This window comes from Halomicronema hongdechloris C2206, from assembly GCF_002075285.3.
Classification (GTDB): Bacteria; Cyanobacteriota; Cyanobacteriia; order Phormidesmidales; family Phormidesmidaceae; genus Halomicronema_B; species Halomicronema_B hongdechloris.
Window position 1 is genome coordinate 4,861,113 of record NZ_CP021983.2, and the last position, 17,064, is coordinate 4,878,176.

Annotated in this window: 15 protein-coding genes and 1 pseudogene; 6 read left to right on the plus strand and 10 right to left on the minus strand. The window is 55.7% G+C overall.

Features of this window, described 5'->3' with window-relative positions; all coding sequences use genetic code 11:
• Positions 1-76 precede the first annotated feature (76 nt).
• A complete protein-coding gene (locus XM38_RS22135) occupies positions 77-1,066 on the plus strand; it encodes a tetratricopeptide repeat protein (RefSeq protein ID WP_187329506.1) in 990 nt (329 codons plus the stop codon).
• A gap of 5 nt (positions 1,067-1,071) precedes the next feature.
• Here XM38_RS22135 and recA read toward each other — a convergent pair whose 3' ends face one another.
• Positions 1,072-2,133 carry a recombinase RecA gene (gene recA / locus XM38_RS22140; RefSeq protein ID WP_088431072.1) on the minus strand — a complete coding sequence of 354 codons (1,062 nt, stop codon included), beginning with the start codon at positions 2,131-2,133 and terminating at the stop codon, positions 1,072-1,074.
• A 1,073-nt stretch (positions 2,134-3,206) separates the two neighbouring features.
• Between recA and XM38_RS22150 the strand changes: the two genes are divergently transcribed.
• Positions 3,207-4,019 (plus strand): pantothenate kinase, encoded by an 813-nt coding sequence (locus XM38_RS22150; protein ID WP_256995715.1) that lies wholly within the window; start codon positions 3,207-3,209, stop codon positions 4,017-4,019.
• Here XM38_RS22150 and XM38_RS22155 read toward each other — a convergent pair.
• Complete coding sequence (locus XM38_RS22155) at positions 4,006-4,857, minus strand: M48 family metallopeptidase (protein WP_080811296.1); 852 nt, start codon at positions 4,855-4,857, stop codon at positions 4,006-4,008. The two genes, XM38_RS22150 and XM38_RS22155, sit on opposite strands and share 14 nt — an antisense overlap.
• 169 nt (positions 4,858-5,026) lie before the next feature.
• Here XM38_RS22155 and XM38_RS22160 point away from each other — a divergent pair, with 169 nt between their 5' ends.
• The 3 genes from XM38_RS22160 to XM38_RS22170 all read left to right on the plus strand — a co-directional run bounded on the left by XM38_RS22160 (position 5,027) and on the right by XM38_RS22170 (position 8,105).
• Positions 5,027-5,560, plus strand: a complete 534-nt coding sequence (locus XM38_RS22160; protein WP_088431074.1) for a DUF4330 domain-containing protein — start codon at positions 5,027-5,029, stop codon at positions 5,558-5,560.
• 338 nt (positions 5,561-5,898) lie between these two features.
• Complete coding sequence (bioB, locus tag XM38_RS22165; RefSeq protein ID WP_088431076.1) at positions 5,899-6,945, plus strand: biotin synthase BioB; 1,047 nt, start codon at positions 5,899-5,901, stop codon at positions 6,943-6,945.
• Between the two features lie 410 nt (positions 6,946-7,355).
• Positions 7,356-8,105: a metallophosphoesterase family protein gene (locus XM38_RS22170; protein ID WP_080811293.1), complete on the plus strand. Its 750-nt coding sequence runs from the start codon at positions 7,356-7,358 to the stop codon at positions 8,103-8,105.
• Between the two features lie 72 nt (positions 8,106-8,177).
• On the opposite strand, the gene XM38_RS22175 is transcribed toward XM38_RS22170, so the two are convergent.
• Together XM38_RS22175 and bcp are read right to left on the minus strand one after the other, a co-directional pair.
• Complete coding sequence (locus tag XM38_RS22175) at positions 8,178-8,633, minus strand: NUDIX domain-containing protein (RefSeq protein ID WP_080811291.1); 456 nt, start codon at positions 8,631-8,633, stop codon at positions 8,178-8,180.
• Positions 8,633-9,103, minus strand: coding sequence for a thioredoxin-dependent thiol peroxidase (gene bcp / locus XM38_RS22180; protein ID WP_080811290.1), 471 nt, complete (start codon positions 9,101-9,103; stop codon positions 8,633-8,635). Before bcp ends, XM38_RS22175 begins: the two co-directional genes overlap by 1 nt.
• Positions 9,104-9,274: 171 nt before the next feature.
• Between bcp and XM38_RS22185 the strand changes: the two genes are divergently transcribed.
• Positions 9,275-10,420, plus strand: a complete 1,146-nt coding sequence (locus XM38_RS22185; RefSeq protein ID WP_225889381.1) for a hemolysin family protein — start codon at positions 9,275-9,277, stop codon at positions 10,418-10,420.
• Between the two features lie 42 nt (positions 10,421-10,462).
• On the opposite strand, the pseudogene XM38_RS22190 reads toward XM38_RS22185, so the two are convergent.
• The 6 genes and pseudogenes from XM38_RS22190 to XM38_RS22215 form a co-directional block, all read right to left on the minus strand.
• Positions 10,463-11,289 (minus strand): annotated as a pseudogene (locus XM38_RS22190) (inositol monophosphatase family protein).
• Positions 11,289-12,749 (minus strand): BCD family MFS transporter, encoded by a 1,461-nt coding sequence (locus tag XM38_RS22195; RefSeq protein WP_225889382.1) that lies wholly within the window; start codon positions 12,747-12,749, stop codon positions 11,289-11,291. The pseudogene XM38_RS22190 and the gene XM38_RS22195 overlap by 1 nt, the downstream one beginning before the upstream one ends.
• 224 nt (positions 12,750-12,973) lie before the next feature.
• A complete protein-coding gene (locus tag XM38_RS22200) occupies positions 12,974-14,185 on the minus strand; it encodes a pentapeptide repeat-containing protein (protein ID WP_225889383.1) in 1,212 nt (403 codons plus the stop codon).
• On the minus strand, positions 14,182-14,928 hold the full coding sequence (locus XM38_RS22205; protein WP_088431080.1) for a DUF4058 family protein: 747 nt from the start codon (positions 14,926-14,928) through the stop codon (positions 14,182-14,184). Before XM38_RS22205 ends, XM38_RS22200 begins: the two co-directional genes overlap by 4 nt.
• A 550-nt stretch (positions 14,929-15,478) precedes the next feature.
• Entirely contained in the window at positions 15,479-16,045 is a 567-nt protein-coding gene (locus XM38_RS22210; RefSeq protein WP_187329507.1) for a hypothetical protein, read from the minus strand.
• Positions 16,045-16,584 (minus strand): hypothetical protein, encoded by a 540-nt coding sequence (locus XM38_RS22215; protein WP_225889384.1) that lies wholly within the window; start codon positions 16,582-16,584, stop codon positions 16,045-16,047. The genes XM38_RS22210 and XM38_RS22215 overlap by 1 nt, the downstream gene beginning before the upstream one ends.
• Positions 16,585-17,064: the final 480 nt, after the last annotated feature.

Below are 17,064 nucleotides of genomic sequence, written 5' to 3' on the forward strand. Positions count from 1 at the left end.
ACAGCTGATCAGCTGTGATCATTATCTAACTGCAGATCCGACCAATGTTGCTCTATGGAGCCGCAGAAGTTATCTCTTGGCTCAGTTGGGGCATTACCCGCAGGCCTTGGGTAGCTATCAGAAAACGTTGGCGTTGCAGGCTACGCATCCGAAGATCTGGTGTAACTATGCCACCACCCTGGTTCATTGCGGCCATCTAGAGGAGGCTGTCACGGCCTATGGGCAGGCTCTGGCCCTTCGGCCTGACTATGAGCGGGCCTGGTATCAGCTGGGAGAGACGCTACAGCGGTTGGGGTGCTTGCAGCAGGCTTTGGATAGCTATGATCGGGCCTTAGCTCTGGTTCCCCAAGGGGAGCGACTGTGGTGCCGCCGTGGGTTGGTCCTCTGTCAGTTGCAGCGGATCGATGATGCGATCGCAAGTTTTCGACAGGCCGTCACCCAGTGCCCCGACTTTAGCCGAGCCTGGGATTGCCTAGGGTACCTGCTGGCTAAACAGCAGCAATACGACGCTGCCGCCGAGTGCTTTCAGGCTTCCTTGGCTGCCAATCCCGCCAATGCTCACCTCTACCATTTCCAGAGCTGGATCCTGAGGCATCAGGGACAATTTGAAGCGGCCCTGAGTACCATCGAGCAAGCCTTGGCACTGGCGCCTGAACATCCCCAGTACTGGTACCACCATGGCCTCACCTTGGGGCATTTGCGCCGCTACGACGAGGCCCAGGCCAGCTTGACCAGAGCACTTAAGCGTCAGGCCTACCACAGCCAGGGGTGGCTGGCCCTAGGGTTAACCCTGCGGCGTCTGCGACAATTCCAGGCCGCCATCGACGCCTTTAATCAAGCCCTCGCCATCGAGCCAGACCAGGCCTTCGCCTTCTACCACCAAGCCTGCTGCTATGCCGAACTGGGGCAGTTTGATTGGGCCCTGGAGCATTTACGGCGGGCCCTACGCCTCACTCCCCACCCCTACAACCATAAGGCCTTAGAGGAGGTCGCTTTAGAGCCTCTGCGGGGGCAGCCCGCCGCCCAGGGACTGCTACAGGGGGCGACGGCTATGGTTTCCCAATAACTTCTCTATTCTTCTTCTCCAGAGATATACCTGTCCTGACTGGGTTGGGCAGAGGGGGGACCCTCGCCTTTGAGCTTGAGATGCGATCGCACCAGCTGCTCCAGCTTCACGGCTAGGGCACTATCCTCCTGTAATCGCTGAATGGTATTATCTCGCCCTTGGCCGATATTGTCGCCCTCGTAGCTATACCAAGCCCCCTTACGCACCACCACGCCAGTTTGCTCCGCCAGATCCAACAGGCAACCCAGGCTAGAAACTCCCTGGCCAAACAAAATATCGAACTCGGCAATCCGAAAGGGAGGCGCCACTTTGTTCTTAGCTACCTTGACCTTGGCCCGAATGCCATACTCCTCATTGCCCTTCTTCAGAGTCTGAATTCGGCGAATGTCCAAACGCACCGAGGAATAAAACTTTAAGGCGTTGCCCCCAGTGGTGGTCTCAGGATTGCCATAGGCAATGCCGATCTTTTGGCGCAACTGATTGAGGAAAATCACCGTACACTGGGATTTGCCAATGCTACCCGTGATCTTGCGCAGGGCTTGACTCATTAAGCGCGCCTGCAGTCCCACATGGGCATCGCCCATTTCTCCCTCGATTTCCGCCCGAGGCACTAGAGCCGCTACCGAATCTATCACCACAATATCCACTGCCGATGACCGGACCAAATGGTCCACCACCTCCAGGGCCATTTCCCCAGTATCTGGTTGAGACACCAATAATTCTTCGACATTCACCCCGAGCGCTCCAGCATAGACCGGATCTAAAGCATGCTCGGCATCGACAAAAGCGGCCACCCCTCCCGCCTTTTGCACTTCTGCCAAGGCATGGAGGGCCACCGTCGTTTTCCCAGAGCTTTCCGGCCCGTAAATCTCGATCACCCGTCCCTTAGGTAATCCCCCATTCAAGGCCAAATCTAGTGTCAAGGCTCCCGTGGGAATCGTCGCTACCTGCATGCGATTCGCCTCACCGAGGCGCATAATCGAGCCCTTACCAAAGTTACGCTCAATCTGGTTCATCACCAGGGATAGGGCCTTTTGCTTATCGCTCAGTTCGTTTTTAGTTGCCATCGCCACCGGTTGAGTGAACTACACACTAGGATTGCGCCAGCCGTCAAAGACCGTTGTTGCCCCCTGCCCTTATCCCCGGTGAATACCAGGATCCTCCCAAGGGACCTCTGCTAGTCAGATGCTAGTCAGATAGCCAGGCGCAGAACCAGTATAGTACACTCGAACTAAGCTGTAATCAATGATGTCAAAGCAATAGGGGCAGGGCTGCCCAGGTCCCTACCCCGGCTCATGGGAGAACGACTATGCAGACTGACCACACCCTGATGGCATTAGTGGCCTTTCCCGACTGGCTCGTTGGTGTCTCAGTAATGCTCCCAGGCTGGGCTATCGCTGCTGGGTAATCACCCCTGACCTAGCCGTCCTCAACGATGGTGAAATCTACGCTACCGTCGAGGCTGCCCTAGCCACAGGCCGGGCCCTGGTCGAGCAATCCTTAGGGCTAGAGTCAGAATCAGGGCGCAGTCACCCCGATCTATAATCATGGAGTTTTGTAAAAAACGTCTAGGTTCGTGACAACAAGTTTCTCTTCCGTCACAAGGTTATAAACTTCAGTAAAACCCCCTTGTTTCTATGGGCCACTATGATATCGTTAGAAGTAATCAAAATAACTGAATAGCCATACAAGCCCACCTCAAATCATCTTTGATTGAGCGAATCATCTTTGATTGAGCGGCTGGTGAGTTAAATTCCAAGCAAGTTAGTGACTGCCTCACAGCCACATCAGGGGAATAGCCTTGAGGGCTAAAAGTCCCATTAATTATACAAAACCTGGTTGTGTAGTCGGTGTTCTGTAGTGTATCGTTTCGCTGTCTAACGTGATTTCGCTTCTATAGTGATTCGTTGTTCGACCAATGCCAAAGTAGTTTGTTAATGCTGGTTAGCTCCAGTTAATTTATGAGTGATTAGTTGGTCATTAGTTGTTGGTCGTCACTAAACGAGTCTGTCCATCAAGTTAGTGTAAAGCGACTGTTATTTGGTTTTCGATCTTTTCTCAGATAAACGGGGGATAACCAATCAGGTGTTCCCCGTTTGTCGTTGCCCGTTTGTCGTTGATGGAGATGTCTGGGGTCTGGTTGGCCTTAGTTATTGGCAATACGCGTCTGCACTGGGCTGCCTTTCACGATGAGCATTGGCTGGGCACCTGGCATACTCCCCACTTACAGCCTGCTCAAGTGACTCAGCTATTGGCTCAGGGGCTATCTCCCCGTAGTTGGTCCTCTCTGACTACTGACCCTCTGCCGCGACCATGGCCACAGCAGTCCTCTACATCGCTGTGGATGGCTGCCGTTGTTGAAGCCCAAGCCCACCCCTGGCGAGCCTACGGGGAATTACACGAGCTGTCCAGCCAACTAGTGCCGTCAGCGCCCCCCTCGACCCAGCCTGTCCCCCTACCAGGTGCCTATGCCACTCTAGGGGTCGATCGTGGTCTGGCGTTGGTGGGGGCAGGCCAAGTGTACGGCTGGCCCGTATTAGTAATTGATGCTGGTACAGCCCTAACCTTTACTGCCGGGGCAGATGGTCGGTTCGTCGGTGGGGCAATTCTACCAGGGCTCACTCTTCAGATGCAGGCCCTAGCCAGTGGGACGGCTGCTTTACCTGGGCTGTCCCTACCACCGCGGCTTCCTCCCCGATGGGCTCACTCTACTGCCGATGCTATCCATAGCGGCATCCTCTATGGCCAGCTAGCCAGTTTGCAGGCTTTTATAGCCGATTGGCAGCACTGCTACCCCGGGAGTCATCTCATTCTTACCGGTGGCGATGGCAAGCACCTGCGACAGTATTTGCAACAACTACAGTCTCCCCTAGCCTCTCAACTGCAGTGGGATGCCCAGGTGATTTTTTGGGGAATTCGAGCGTGTCGGCAACAGGCTGTCACAGACTACTGATCTTGCTCTGATAGGCACTGTTGTTCAACCCATCGGTGGCATTAGGGTTGCCCTCGCTCTCCAACATCGCCTCTAGGTTCTCAACGCGGTTACCGGGATCCGGATGGGTGCTGAGAAATTCTGGTCGTGCCCCACTCCGTTCATCTAGTTTGCGCATGAAGCTAACTAACCCTGATTGGGCGTACCTGGCTTGCCCCATGGTGCGGAACCCTCGCTGGTCGGCATCGTACTCGTCGGCCCGGCTATTGGGCAGGGATAGGGCCAACTGGACTCCGATGTTCACTAGAGCACTTTGATCTACCCCTAAGGCACCGGCAACGCCCTGCGCTAAGGCAATTTGACGCATCTGGTTCACCGCGTGGCGACCGCCAATGTGGCCAATTTCATGGGCCAAGACTCCTGCCAATTCGGCTTCATTAGCGGCCTCCTCCATTAAGCCGGTATGGATATAGACGAAGCCTCCCATCGTCGCAAAGGCATTGATGCTGTCATCCTGCACAACCTGAAAGGTGTAGGGGAGATCGGGCCGGGCACTGGCGGCGGCTAATCTCTGGCCAATTTGATCGACGTAGGCAACGATCTGGGGATCTCGGTTATAAATGCGCACTCCCTGTCGTTTTAGCTGAGCATCAATACGGCGACCCAGTCGCACCTCGTCTTGGGTGGACAAGTTAGACAACTGAATATACTGAATGCCGTTGAAGATAAGATCGAGAAGCCCCGCCTGCGACGGCTTAGGTGTCGCCAGCCCAATGCCAACCGCCATCACCATGGCCATCAGACCATAGAACCAGCGGCGATGTAATCGTCGAACCGAAGGAAAAATCCGGGTAATCATGATGAAACACTGAAATCGTTGGGCCAGCCCACGCGTGACTACAGATAATGACGAGGGGTCTTCTCCCCAGGTGCCGGTCCCTATGGTTAAATACTATCGACTAGGCTGCTGAGCCAAGGGTTTTGTTACGTTTATCTATGCCCACACCCTGGACCAAAGGAATGACTCTATGACCATTTTGGATGCGCAAGGACGACTATTCGGTCGGATCAGCCTATTGGATATTGGCGCAGCTCTGATTATCTTGATGGTGATTGTGGGAGTCTTCTTCTATCCAGGAGCTGGTGGATCGGTGGCTCAGATGGGAATTGACACCAAACCCATCGAGGTAGATGTGATGGTTAGAGGGCTAACGGTATCTAATCCCGACGATCTCTATGAGACCCTGAGCACAGCAGAGTCCACCAACATCATCATTCGCAATCAGCCCTATGGCCAAGTTGGAATTCAATCGGTGGAGCGGTTGCCCCGAAGCACGGCTGTGCCTCAGCCCGATGGCAGTGTGGAATCTTTCCCGGATCCCCGGCCAGAATTAAACTACACCATTGATATGCTCATCACCCTGACGGGAGACGCCCAGATGACGGACAATGGGCCCGTATTTGGCAATAACAAGGTTAAGATTGGCACCCAGATCGAGCTGGAAGGCGAACTCTATGACTTTTACACCAGCGTCGTGGGAGTCAGAATTTTGGAGGAGTGAAGAGTGTAGGGCTATACCCGTGCGTAGCAGAGTGAAGAGTGAAGAGCTCGTCCCGTTCGCGTCAGCGGCTCCGTAGGAGCAACGAAGTCGAGGGGTAGATAGGTGATGGGGTGGTGGGGTGTAGACGGAGCCTGCCCGAAGGGCTTAGGGGAGAGCGGAGGACGGAGAGGGGGAGAGGGAGAGAGGGAGAGGGGGAAGAAAGTAGGTAGCGTGGGTCGTTTTACTTAAGCGAGGGACGTTATGAGTGGCCAGGGAAGGACCCACGGGAAATGGGTGCATGAGTAGGCGGGTGGGCCAGTGGGTGGGTGGGCCAGTGGGTGGGTAAGCGAGTAGCTAGGATGACTATAGTGGACTGGAATCGATTAGCGGAGCGGGCTTTAGCGGGAGAGGAGTTGGAGCGAGAAGTGGCTCGGGCGGTGTTGCAGGCCGAGGACAACCAATTGCTAGAGCAGCTGGCGGCAGCCTATCGAGTGCGACGGCACTATTGGGAAAATCGGGTACGGTTGCACTTTCTGCTCAATGCCCAGAGTGGTCTGTGTCCAGAAGATTGTAATTATTGCTCTCAGTCCAAGTTATCGATGGCTGAGATTGAGAAATATCCCTTCATGAGCCAGGGAAAGATTCTGGCGGCGGCAGAGCGGGCCCATCAGCTGCAAGCGGGCACCTTCTGCATGGTGATTTCAGGACGCTCTCCCTCTGAAAAAGTCTTTAATCAGGTGTTAGAGGCAGTACAGGCGGTAAAAGGTCGCTATCCGATGAAGATCTGTGCTTGCTTGGGTCTGCTCGATCAACAACAAACCCAGGCGCTGGCTGAGGCGGGGGTCGACCGGGTGAATCACAACCTGAATACAGCCGAGGCCTACCATAGCAGTATTTGTTCTACCCATATGTTTCAGGATCGGGTAGAGACGGTGACGGCGGTTCAAACGGCTGGGCTGACCACCTGCTCCGGCGGTATTCTCGGCATGGGAGAAACCGATGACGATGTCATCGATTTGGCCCTCTCCCTGCGACGGTTGCAAGTCACTAGTGTGCCGGTCAATTTCTTGATCCCGATTCCAGGCACCCCGCTAGCAGAGGCTGGTACTACTCTGACGCCACGTCAGTGCTTGCGCATTCTCTGTCTGTTTCGCTTGCTATTACCGTCCCAGGAGATTCGCATTGCTGGGGGTCGGGAGGTCCATATGCGGCAGTTGCAGCCATTGGGGCTTTATGCGGCCAATTCCATTTTTATTGGTGACTATCTGACAACGCCGGGGCAGGCGACCCGTTTGGATTTTGAGATGATTCGGGATGCGGGGTTTGTCTTGGAGAACGCCGATGGAACGCCGCTGCCTGCGGTGCCTGTTGAGACTCTGATCCCCTCTGCTCAAGCGGCTCCATAAGCCAGAGGAACGATACCACTGCCTCGAGTGTGTGGTGTTATAGCGCCAATCTTGGCGCCTTCTTGCCTGCTACTGGTAGTGCTATGGCAAAGGGCATGGCTGCGGTGTTGCTTTGTTAACTTTTCTGTGGTGCCCAACCTTCCTCAAGAAAGATTTAAACTTATCGGCCCGAGTGTGAGGGTTGGCCGAAGTTGGGATATCCGATAGGGCTGGCGCGTCATAATATTTAAATAAATAACCGTCAGCCAGGTGACGTCGGTCATGCCTGATCGTTCCAAACCTAAGGCCTAGGAGGCAACCTGGCACGCAATCACCACAACCTGTGGTGCAACCTCTCAGTACCTAGGTAAAGATGGCAATCCTGAATTGCATTTGGCATGGCACAACCGTTGTAGACAAGCAGGGTAGCAATGTCCCGTCGCCTATTTATCGGAGATGTTCATGGTCATTATGATGGGCTGATGAGCCTGTTAGATGCGATCGCACCCGCAGCCGATGATCAGCTTTACTTCGTGGGTGATCTCATCGATCGGGGAGCCCAAAGCGCTGACGTTGTCGACTTTGTCCGCCGTTATGCTACTGGTTGCGTGCGGGGTAACCACGAGCAGTTACTGATGGAAGCCTTTGTGGACGGCGAAGTCCACATGCCGAGGCTACAGGGCTGGCTGCACAGTGGTGGGCAAATGACCCTATCGAGCTATCGCACCACCGAGCAAATGCTCGAGGATCTAGAGTGGATTCGTACCCTTCCCCTCTACATCGATTTAGAGACCGTGTGGCTAGTGCATGCTGGGGTCGACCCGAACCGTTCGTTAGAGCAACAGTCCAGCCGAGAAATGTGTTGGATTCGCGATAGCTTTCACTACCATCCCCAGCCCTACTTCGACGACAAACTGATCATCACCGGCCACACCATGACCTTCACCCTGCCGGGAGTGGCCATCGGCCAAATTGCCCAAGGACCAGGCTGGATTGACATTGACACAGGGGCTTACCATCCTCGCAGTGGCTGGTTAACTGCCGTCGATCCAGACAACCAACAGGTGTATCAGATAAACGTCTACGAGTCGCGGTACCGCTGTCGCTCTTGGAGCGACGCTATCACCTGGGTCGCCCCGAAACGCAGTCAACGCTTTTGGCCCCTGGCCCTGGCTATGTAGTGATTATCCGGATTCGCTGACGCCTGTCTCCATGGGCCGATAACCACTCAAGGGTGGGGCCACGGTCAGTCATCATGCCAAAATGATAGCCCCAGCGAAGTAGTCTTGCAGCTGGCGATGGTGATCGTGGGATAGGTGCTCTAGGGGCAATCTCGACGGCGAAAACGCCCTCACCTCTAGAATTTCTCGAGGATCATTGACCTGTGGCATCCCGGTCACCTGGGCTGAGAGGGCCACACAGACAGAATGAAAGCGGGGATCCCGCCAGGGATGGGAATAGATTCCCACTAAGCGCTCCAAGGACTGCCAACTCAGGCCGGTTTCTTCAGCCAATTCTCGCCGGGCGGCGGTGACAATATCTTCTCCCCAGTCCACAAATCCCCCTGGCAATCCCCAGCGGCCACTGTCGCGGCGCCGCACCAGGACAATCTCACCGGACGGTAGCAGGGGAATCACACTGGTGCCAAGAATGGGACGTCGCAGTAGCAGTCCCAACAACACCCGAATCGGATGCCACAAATAGCCCATCAGGTAGATAAACTGGCTAAATCTGCGAGGACGTCACTGGCATGGGTATCTGGCTTCACCTGGCGATAAATCTTCTCGATGCGGCCGTCGGGGCCGATAATAAAGGTGCTACGGCTAATGCCCATGTATTCTTTGCCCATGAACTTTTTCAAGCCATAGCTGCCGTAGGCGCTGGCCACCTGCCCGCCGTCGTCCACTAACAGGGGAAAGGGCAGATTGAACTTGGTGGCAAATTTGCCATGGGACTTGGCGTCGTCAGTGCTGACACCGAGAACCACGACCTCTTGCCCTTGGTAGTCGGGGTAGGCATCTCGAAAGCCGCAGGCCTCTTTGGTGCAGCCCGGGGTATTGTCGCGGGGGTAAAAATATAAAACGACCCGCTTGCCCCTCAGGTCCGATAGACTGACGGTATTCCCCTCTGCATCCGGCAGACTGAAGTTGGGAGCTGGGTCGCCCACATTAATTGTCATAGTTGAGATATCCGAGTACGAGATTGAGTAGCGGAATCGGCAGATGCCTCAAATTGTATCGTCCCAATCTGGGCAATTTGACAGCTGGATGATCGATCTGACAGCTAGGGAAAAGCTATCATCATCAGGATAAAGTCTACACTGTCTACCATTTTGGTCGGCTGCCTACCTGTGACTCTGGTCATCCCTGGACCTCTGGCAGAGGTCACCTTGACGCCGCTGCTAGGAGTCGTTTGGCTGGATGCGATCGCACTGCTGGGGCTATTGGCCCTGTCGGCGTTCTTTTCAGGATCAGAAACGGCGATTACGGCCCTGGATAATCTGAAGCTGCGGGCTCTGATCCAGGAGCAGGGCGATCCCAATCGCCTATTTACCCTGGTGATGAAGAACCGTACCCGCTTTATTACCACCCTGTTGATTGGCAACAATCTGGTCAACAACCTGGCTGCTATTTTAACCAGCAATCTGTTTGCTATCTGGTTTGGCAGTGCTGGAGTAGGGCTGGCGGCGGCGACGATCACATTTCTGCTACTCATTTTTGGCGAGATTACCCCCAAATCCCTGGCCATTCATAATGTTATGGCCTATTTTAAGGTGGCTGTGCGGCCGATCTACTGGTTGTCCCGACTGTTGGCCAGCCTCGGTATTATTCAGTTGCTGGAGACGATTACCCAACGGGCTGTACGCCTGTTTCAGGGAACGCCCGTGCCCCAGCACGAATCGTTGCGAGATCTGGAACTCCTGATCGAAGTATTGGGGGGTAAGGGGCAGCTGGATCTGCATAAGCATGAGCTGCTAAATCGGGCATTGACACTGGATCAGTTAACGGCCCGGGATGTGGTGAAGCCCCGCATTGAAATGCAAACTATTGCCCACGATGCTTCGCTGCAAACCTTGATCAGCCTCTGTCTAGAGACGGGGTTCTCTCGGATTCCGGTGCAGGGAGGGTCTAAGGATGAAATTGTCGGCATTGTCCATTTGAAGCGGGCCCTGCAACAACTCACCCTGCTGCGACAGACGGGGCAGACCGATGGTCCCATCAGCACTGCCATACAACCTCCGGTCTACGTGCCAGAGGTGAAACCCATTACCGGACTGTTGCGTCAGATGCTGCAGCAACAGTTCCATATGGCCATTGTGGTGGATGAGTATGGGGGCACGGTGGGGCTAGTCACCCTAGAAGACATTTTGGAAGAACTGGTGGGTGAAATTTACGACGAGAGCGACTTCCCAGCCCGGCGACGACTCCGGTCTGCCCCGGCAGCGCCCTTACCACCGTTGGTGCCGTCCCCCTCAGATCGCTCCAGTCATCCCTAGTACGCCTACCACCCATCACGGTCGCCAACCTGGTGCTGCCAGCTACCGGGTTTCCCTGGAGCGACCAATGCCTGCGACCCGGGGGTAAAACAATGACAGCCATTGGTGTTGGCTGGCCACTAGGGTGGGATAGGGACGCTGACTATAATCCTGCCCGACCTGCAGCGGGAAGGGAGACTGATCGTCTAAGGGCCGCCAGTGGCCGCCAGCGGCCTGGATGATGGCCCAGACGGCGGCGATGTCCCAGATCTTGGGGTGGCTTCTACGGCCCCAAGGCAGTACCCAGCGGCAACGGTGAGCAGGTTATAGGAGGCGACGCCCAGCATGCGAATCTTGCAGGGGAAGTCTGGTTGACTCATGATGGCGGTGCTGCGGGCACAGAGGCTGAAGAAATGATTCTGGGAGGGGGCATCGCAGCTGGTGTGAATGGGGGAGTGGTTGAGGTAGGCACCGCTGGGACCGCTGAGGCCAGAGTCCCCCTGCCAGTAGCCGTGAAAGGCATGGCCCAACGGAGGTACATAGACATAGCCAAACACCGGTGTCCCTCGATAGAGCAGGCCCAAGGAGATGGCCCACAGGGGAATCCCCCGGGTGAAGTTGGTGGTGCCGTCGATGGGATCGATGATCCAGCACCAGTCTGCCTCCGGGAAGATATGGGCCACTTCTTCGCTGAGGACGCCGTGGTTGGGAAAGGCGGTTGCGATCGCATCTCTGAGGGTGGCATCGGCCCACCGATCCCACTGGGTGACTAGGCTGCCATCGGCCTTCTCTGCCGCCTGGGCCTGGCCAAACTCTTGTAGGAGTCGGGCGCCCACCTGCTCCGTGGTGGCCTGGGAAAACTCGAGCACCTCTTGCCAAAAGCTATCCATTAGTCCATATCACTCTCTAGGGCAGCGGTAATCGCTTGCTTAGCATTGGCCTGAAACTCCTGAATATCGACTCGTTTGAGCAACCAGACGGCCACCACCATACCCACTGCCTGCATAAAAAAGACCAAGCCATAGGCTAGCCAAGTGGGAGAAGCACCCCCAGTGCCACTGGGGGCGAGGGCCAGGAGACCCCGGCCCAGATCGAGGACTCCTCCACCTAGCACCGTGGCGCTGCCCCGGGCGATGGCCTGGGCCAATCCCCAGGCCCCGACAAAGGTACCAGCGGTTTCCGCTACCGTCAGGTCCAGCATCAGCACGATGGCTCCCAGGGTGAGGATACCAGAGGCAAAGCCAAAGCAACATACCGCCGTCAGCAGTAGCACTGGCTCCGCCGTGGTGCCACTAAGGCCAATCAGCAGCAGACACAGGGCAGCCCCTAGGCAACCATAGGTGACGGTGCGTTTTTTGCCCAAGCGGGGCACGATCCAAAACCCAGTCAGGATGATGCCCACCAAGGTACCTAGGCCAAAGGCTGCATTCAGCTGAGCCGTCTCTGAGATGGGCATGTTGAAGACCTCGCCCCCGTAGGGCTCCAAAATGGCATCTTGCATGAACAGGCTAAGACTGAGCACGAGTAGAAAGGTGAAGAACAGACCAGTCTGACGACTGGCTGTCAGGACGCGAAATGCCTGCCGTAGGGTGACTTTATCCTCACGATCGGCTGTTAGCGAGCGCCGTCGCCGCCGGGAGTAGTTTTTTTCGATGCCAGCGGTACTGAGGATGGCTAACCCACAGACGACCGCCGGAGCGATGATGAACAGGCGATTCACCGATCCCTGTAACTCCGCCAGGGAAGTATCCAAATCTATGGCTTGTAAGACCACCGTGGTAATTGCCACCCCGGTGATAATGCCTACCATCAACATGGCCCAACCGATGCCTACCAAGCGGGAGCGAGTCTGCTCATCGGAGACATCTACCAACAGGGCCGTGAAGGGAGTGGAGGTGGCACTCAGGGCCAGGCCATAGATGGCAAACATCACCCCCAATAGACCCACCCAGGGATAGATCTGGGGTCCCCAGCCTTGGGTAGCTATGCCATCGCCCAGCAGCCAAACCACCTGCAGAGCTAAGAAGGAGGTGATGGCTACGGCCATAATGCCCAGCCAGATGTAGCTGCTGCGGTGGTAGCCCAGCAGGGGCCGGGAGTCGGAGAGTTGGCCAAACCAGATGCGGGCCGGGGCCATGAACTGATGCACGGCGATGGTGCCAGCGGCAATGAGGGCCGGAACTTGCAGCTCGTCGATCATGATTCGGTTCAGGACCCCCAGGGTGAGCAGGGACATGATTCCCAACCCCATGTTGAAGACTCCCAACCGCAACATAGTCAGTAATCCCAACCCAGGAGGGGCATCCTGCTGATCGACGGCGGACTTATCAGCGCGATCGCGAGTATCCATGGTTCACTAATGACCCGTAGCTTTAAAATTCTAGCGAAAGACTATGACTGAGTTAGGGCAAGGGCAGCAGCAAGCCCGATCTAGGCCTGAATGCTAGCGGATGGCCTTATGCCCTGCCTCTATCATCCTAGGTTGAACTGGAGCGCTATATAGGGAGAGATGCCTGGAGCCATTGCCCAGGACGCCGGGCTGTTGGCAGAGGCTAGCGGTGGAATGGGGGGGAGCTAATGGGCCAGCAACCAGCCTACCAGGGTGCCCAGGAGCAAGCCTACACCCGCATCAAGACTCAGTAGTCGAGCCATGTGCGATCGCACCCAGGATGCCTCCTGCAGCTGCAACTGAGCCATGGAGCCCACGCCAATGCAAAGACTTCCCAGCAGGATCAATAAAGCCAATGGCAAGGTAGGAGACAGAATGATGCCGCCGCCACTGTAGGCATCTCGACCGTAAAAGGCCAGGGAGGCAATGGCCACTAACACGGCGCCAATGCCCCCTACCCAAATCGCATCTCGCAGCGCCCGCGACCAGGGCCAACCCAGCATCTTCAGCCCACCGAATAATCCCAGGCTGGCCAGTCCAGCCACGGCAATGGCCACCACTGACAAGCCCGTCGTCACCAGGGCTGCCAACGCCGCTGCCACCGGCATGAACCATAGATAAGGTTCCCCCACTAACCATAGGAAGGCCGTGATCCACACCAGTGGCCAGCCTATCCAAGCCGCTTGGTGCAGATACAGAAATAATCCCAGCCCCCCATAGCCCAACCCAAAGAGGATGAGATTGGGCCATGGCAGACTCCGAGAGCGTTTTCGGAGTATTGAGCGTCGGGTCGGAGGAGGCTGCTGCCACTGAGTGCCTTGGGCTGGAGCTAGAAGTGGGTCTCCAGCCGCCTTTGATGTCCCAGATTGACTGGTATCACTATGCTGGCTATGGGAGGCAGCATCAGAAACTGCTGCGACGGGTTCCGCTGAGGCCGGAGCTGGCTCAGCGGCCTCCGATTCAGCGATCGCGGGCAACTCGAAGCGAGTGCCATCGGGGAGAATGGCCCCAACGTAGGCCTGTGGCTCTAGCGCCTCCAAATCAATCAGGGCACCGGTCAGGTTGGCCTGGCGCAGCACTGCGTCTGTGAGATTGGCTCGAGTGAGGTTGGTGCGGGTGAGATTGGTGCGGGTGAGATTAGCCCCGGTCAGATTGGCTCTCGAGAGGTTGGCTTCGGTCAGGTTGGCCCGACTCAAATTCACCTCCCTCAAGTCAACGCCGGTCAGATTGGCCTGACGCAAATCCGCCCAGACGAAGGATCGCTTACCGTTGGCATACTGTCTGAGAAACTGTCTGACCTCCATTACCCGAGTCTCCCATGGCCCTAGGCAGCATTCTGGCATATCCCCTGACTGTTTTCTCAAGGCTGTGGCCCCTTGGCGTCTCGCCGGTTTCACCCAGACACATCATCAATGCCATACAACAATAACTGAGGCTGAACGGGTTGCTCATAATCAATCACGAGATCAAATCGAGCCCGGTCATAGACATCGTTGAACACTTTCTGCAAATTCACCGTGGGAATGAGCTCTTGAGGTTGCAATGGAACCGGGAAAGTCGGCATTGCCGTCCTGAGGTCAAATTCGTAAAGTTCGGCATCGGGTCTCTCAATACTCGCACTCACCAAGATGCTGTAGGGCTTCTGAGCCGGATCCATGAGGGTCATCGCCGTCCCCCCTCGGAGTAAATCAATCTCGACCAAATTCGTGGCTGAGCCTAATATTTTCCGGCGCTTGGTTTCATACGCTTCGCGCCCCTCTCCGGATCGCTTATTGCTCGGCGACAACACTTCGATGACACAGGCAACTTCATTCGTTTGCACCAGGCGAACTTCTAAAAATCGCTCCGTGACTTCGACCGGTAATGGGACCTTGACCCGTCGAGGCACAGCCACTTGAGTGGTCGCCCGCTGCACCACGGGCTCAGCTTCTCGTCGATGCGTCACCGACACATCCGCGATCCCCATGAAGGGCATCACCTCGGTCGTGGTATAAATCCGTTCTTCAATGGAAACCCGATATTTCGGCGCCACTTGAGGCGTGATTTCATCGGCGATCGCCACCATCAATCGATTGTGAACCTGGGGCCATAATCCCGGTTGCTCTAAATACGGGTTCATCCCTGGAAAAGGGTTATACATCTGCTTCCCCCCCACATCCGATCACCGAATCGGCTTGCCTCTCCAGTCTAACTGGACGGCTTGCCCGCGAGACCGAGCTCTCCAGCGGTCGCGATATCGAACGGGTAGCAATCGCGATGTCCACTCTGAAAGACAGTGATCGATCGCGGGGGTGAGGGCAAGCATACGGGGTAAGTAGCTAGGCGGTCTGGCAATGGGGCTGTTCGCCTCGATGGCTGATGACCCAAGAGCTCACATCTTTGGCAATTGTTGAGAAAGATTAATCGAAGAGTTAGCACCTTTTGTCGCTAGTTCGGATACCAGTCATTGGATCACGCCTCAAAGAAGTGGTTGTGTTGTCTTTAGGCATGACAATGGCCATCTCGCCAAAGCTCCGGCAAGGGTGTTGTCGGAGGCACAACGGTGGTCTTTGGATGAGCGGTGTGTCGAATTGCATCGTTCTTGGGGGAGCCCGGTGGATTACCCAGAAACGTGCATCGATCGCAGTAAGGGTTGCCGCTAATGCCTTCACCTGCATGTAGCGGAGAGAATCACGCGGTTGAGGAGCAGATCAGACTGAACTGGTTTGAGCCGAGTGAAGTCGCTCTAATTGACTGACACCGGCATAGATTTCTTGAGCCGCAATCTCTGCCAGTTGCTGCCAATCGTCTGTCGTGAAGACCTGACGGAACCAGCCAATAGTTTGAGAACGAACCGGGGCTTGCTCAGGGGGTAATTTCTGCTCGATTTCGGTCAAGAGTGCCTTCAGCCAAGCCGCTTGCTCTTCGGTCGCGCTTTGCAGATGATGGCGCACGATCTGACGGGCCTGAGTGTATGTTTTCTCAAAGCTCAATCCAAGCTGCCAGGTGGACATCCACTGATGCAGCTCAGCAAACAGAACCGATTGCAACCGCACCTGCTGGAGCTGGTCCGGAGTTACCGTCTGGGCACTCATGGCATACTCTCGCAAGAGTAGACCCGCTTCCACATACCCCCCGCACTCTTTTTCGATTTGGGCGGTCTCTTCGAGCCAGGCCGGATCTTGGCAAAGGTCCATGATATTGCCGGTCTCAGCCAACTGTTTTGCTAATCGGTCTTCATCCATTAGGCCATTACTCCTGAAAGGAGAACTACTCATCAGGCGATCGCTCCGTACTCGAAGTATACTAAGCCCTCTTTTTCGGGGTCAGCGTCGTAGTCCGGCATCTGTAGACGACGATAAAAGCCTTCCGCTCCTGGCAATGAATGCAAGCCCACGCGGCCACCGTACCCCAGGGCGAGGCTCCGGCGACGGGCAAACATCAACAACAGCCGCCCCACACCGTGATAAAACGGGGGACGCTCTAAGGCAAAGCGATTCCAGGGTGCCGAGGATAAGGCTTCCACGTACACGAGAGGAAATCGCTCTGGTAGATGCGAGCGATGCCATTGAGTTTCAATAAACATCAGCCCTTGAGTCAAAAAATCAGCTTCTAAGGCATACGCTTCGTAACGGGCCTCGCGCTGGGATTGACGCAGCTTATAGTCCCACATCCAGGCAGCATCCGGCTGGTCGGTCGCCACTAGCATCGTCTGCCAGAGAGTTTGAAAGTCATTCCAATGGCGCTCTTGCATTTCACAGATACGGCCTTCGACGGGCTGACCGTCTCCACGCAGCAAGGAAATAGTTTCTTCCAAAGATCTCGACACCAGTCATCTTCGCCATTGAGCATAGGTGTCCTATTCAAGGTTGGGATCAAGAAACAGATTTGAGGGCAGGCGATCGCGGATGCGATTCAACCCGGTACTTACCCGAAAAGCTTCGTTGAGTAGCCTGAAAAGACAGTCACCTCTATTTGTCGCGAGGGGAGGCTGAAAGCTCTTTCTATCCGGTTCAAGAGGATCAGGGTAATCGCTGTGGGCAATGGTTTTGGTATGCCAAGCGCACTGGTAGGTGATCAGCGATCGCTCCCCTTCCTAACGCCCCTCCTAAGGTACCTCTTGCAAAATCTCTTGATAAATCACCAACTCTTGCATGATTTCTTTCCGCAGAATTTGCTGAATTGTCCTCATTCCCCAATACTAACCCCGCTAGAATTGCCGCCGCTGCTGCTACATTACTTTGCAGATGTCGCTCTGGCAGGGCTTCCAGCTGAGTCGCCACCTGTCACAGCGCCT

Coding starts and splice junctions, on each gene's coding strand:
- recA (WP_088431072.1), bottom strand. CDS start 2,133: ATGGCAACTAAAAACGAACTGAGCGATAAGCAAAAGGCCCTATCCCTG.
- XM38_RS22155 (WP_080811296.1), bottom strand. CDS start 4,857: ATGATTACCCGGATTTTTCCTTCGGTTCGACGATTACATCGCCGCTGG.
- XM38_RS22160 (WP_088431074.1), top strand. CDS start 5,027: ATGACCATTTTGGATGCGCAAGGACGACTATTCGGTCGGATCAGCCTA.
- bioB (WP_088431076.1), top strand. CDS start 5,899: ATGACTATAGTGGACTGGAATCGATTAGCGGAGCGGGCTTTAGCGGGA.
- XM38_RS22170 (WP_080811293.1), top strand. CDS start 7,356: ATGTCCCGTCGCCTATTTATCGGAGATGTTCATGGTCATTATGATGGG.
- XM38_RS22175 (WP_080811291.1), bottom strand. CDS start 8,633: ATGGGCTATTTGTGGCATCCGATTCGGGTGTTGTTGGGACTGCTACTG.
- bcp (WP_080811290.1), bottom strand. CDS start 9,103: ATGACAATTAATGTGGGCGACCCAGCTCCCAACTTCAGTCTGCCGGAT.
- XM38_RS22195 (WP_225889382.1), bottom strand. CDS start 12,749: ATGGATACTCGCGATCGCGCTGATAAGTCCGCCGTCGATCAGCAGGAT.
- XM38_RS22205 (WP_088431080.1), bottom strand. CDS start 14,928: ATGTATAACCCTTTTCCAGGGATGAACCCGTATTTAGAGCAACCGGGA.
- XM38_RS22210 (WP_187329507.1), bottom strand. CDS start 16,045: ATGAGTAGTTCTCCTTTCAGGAGTAATGGCCTAATGGATGAAGACCGA.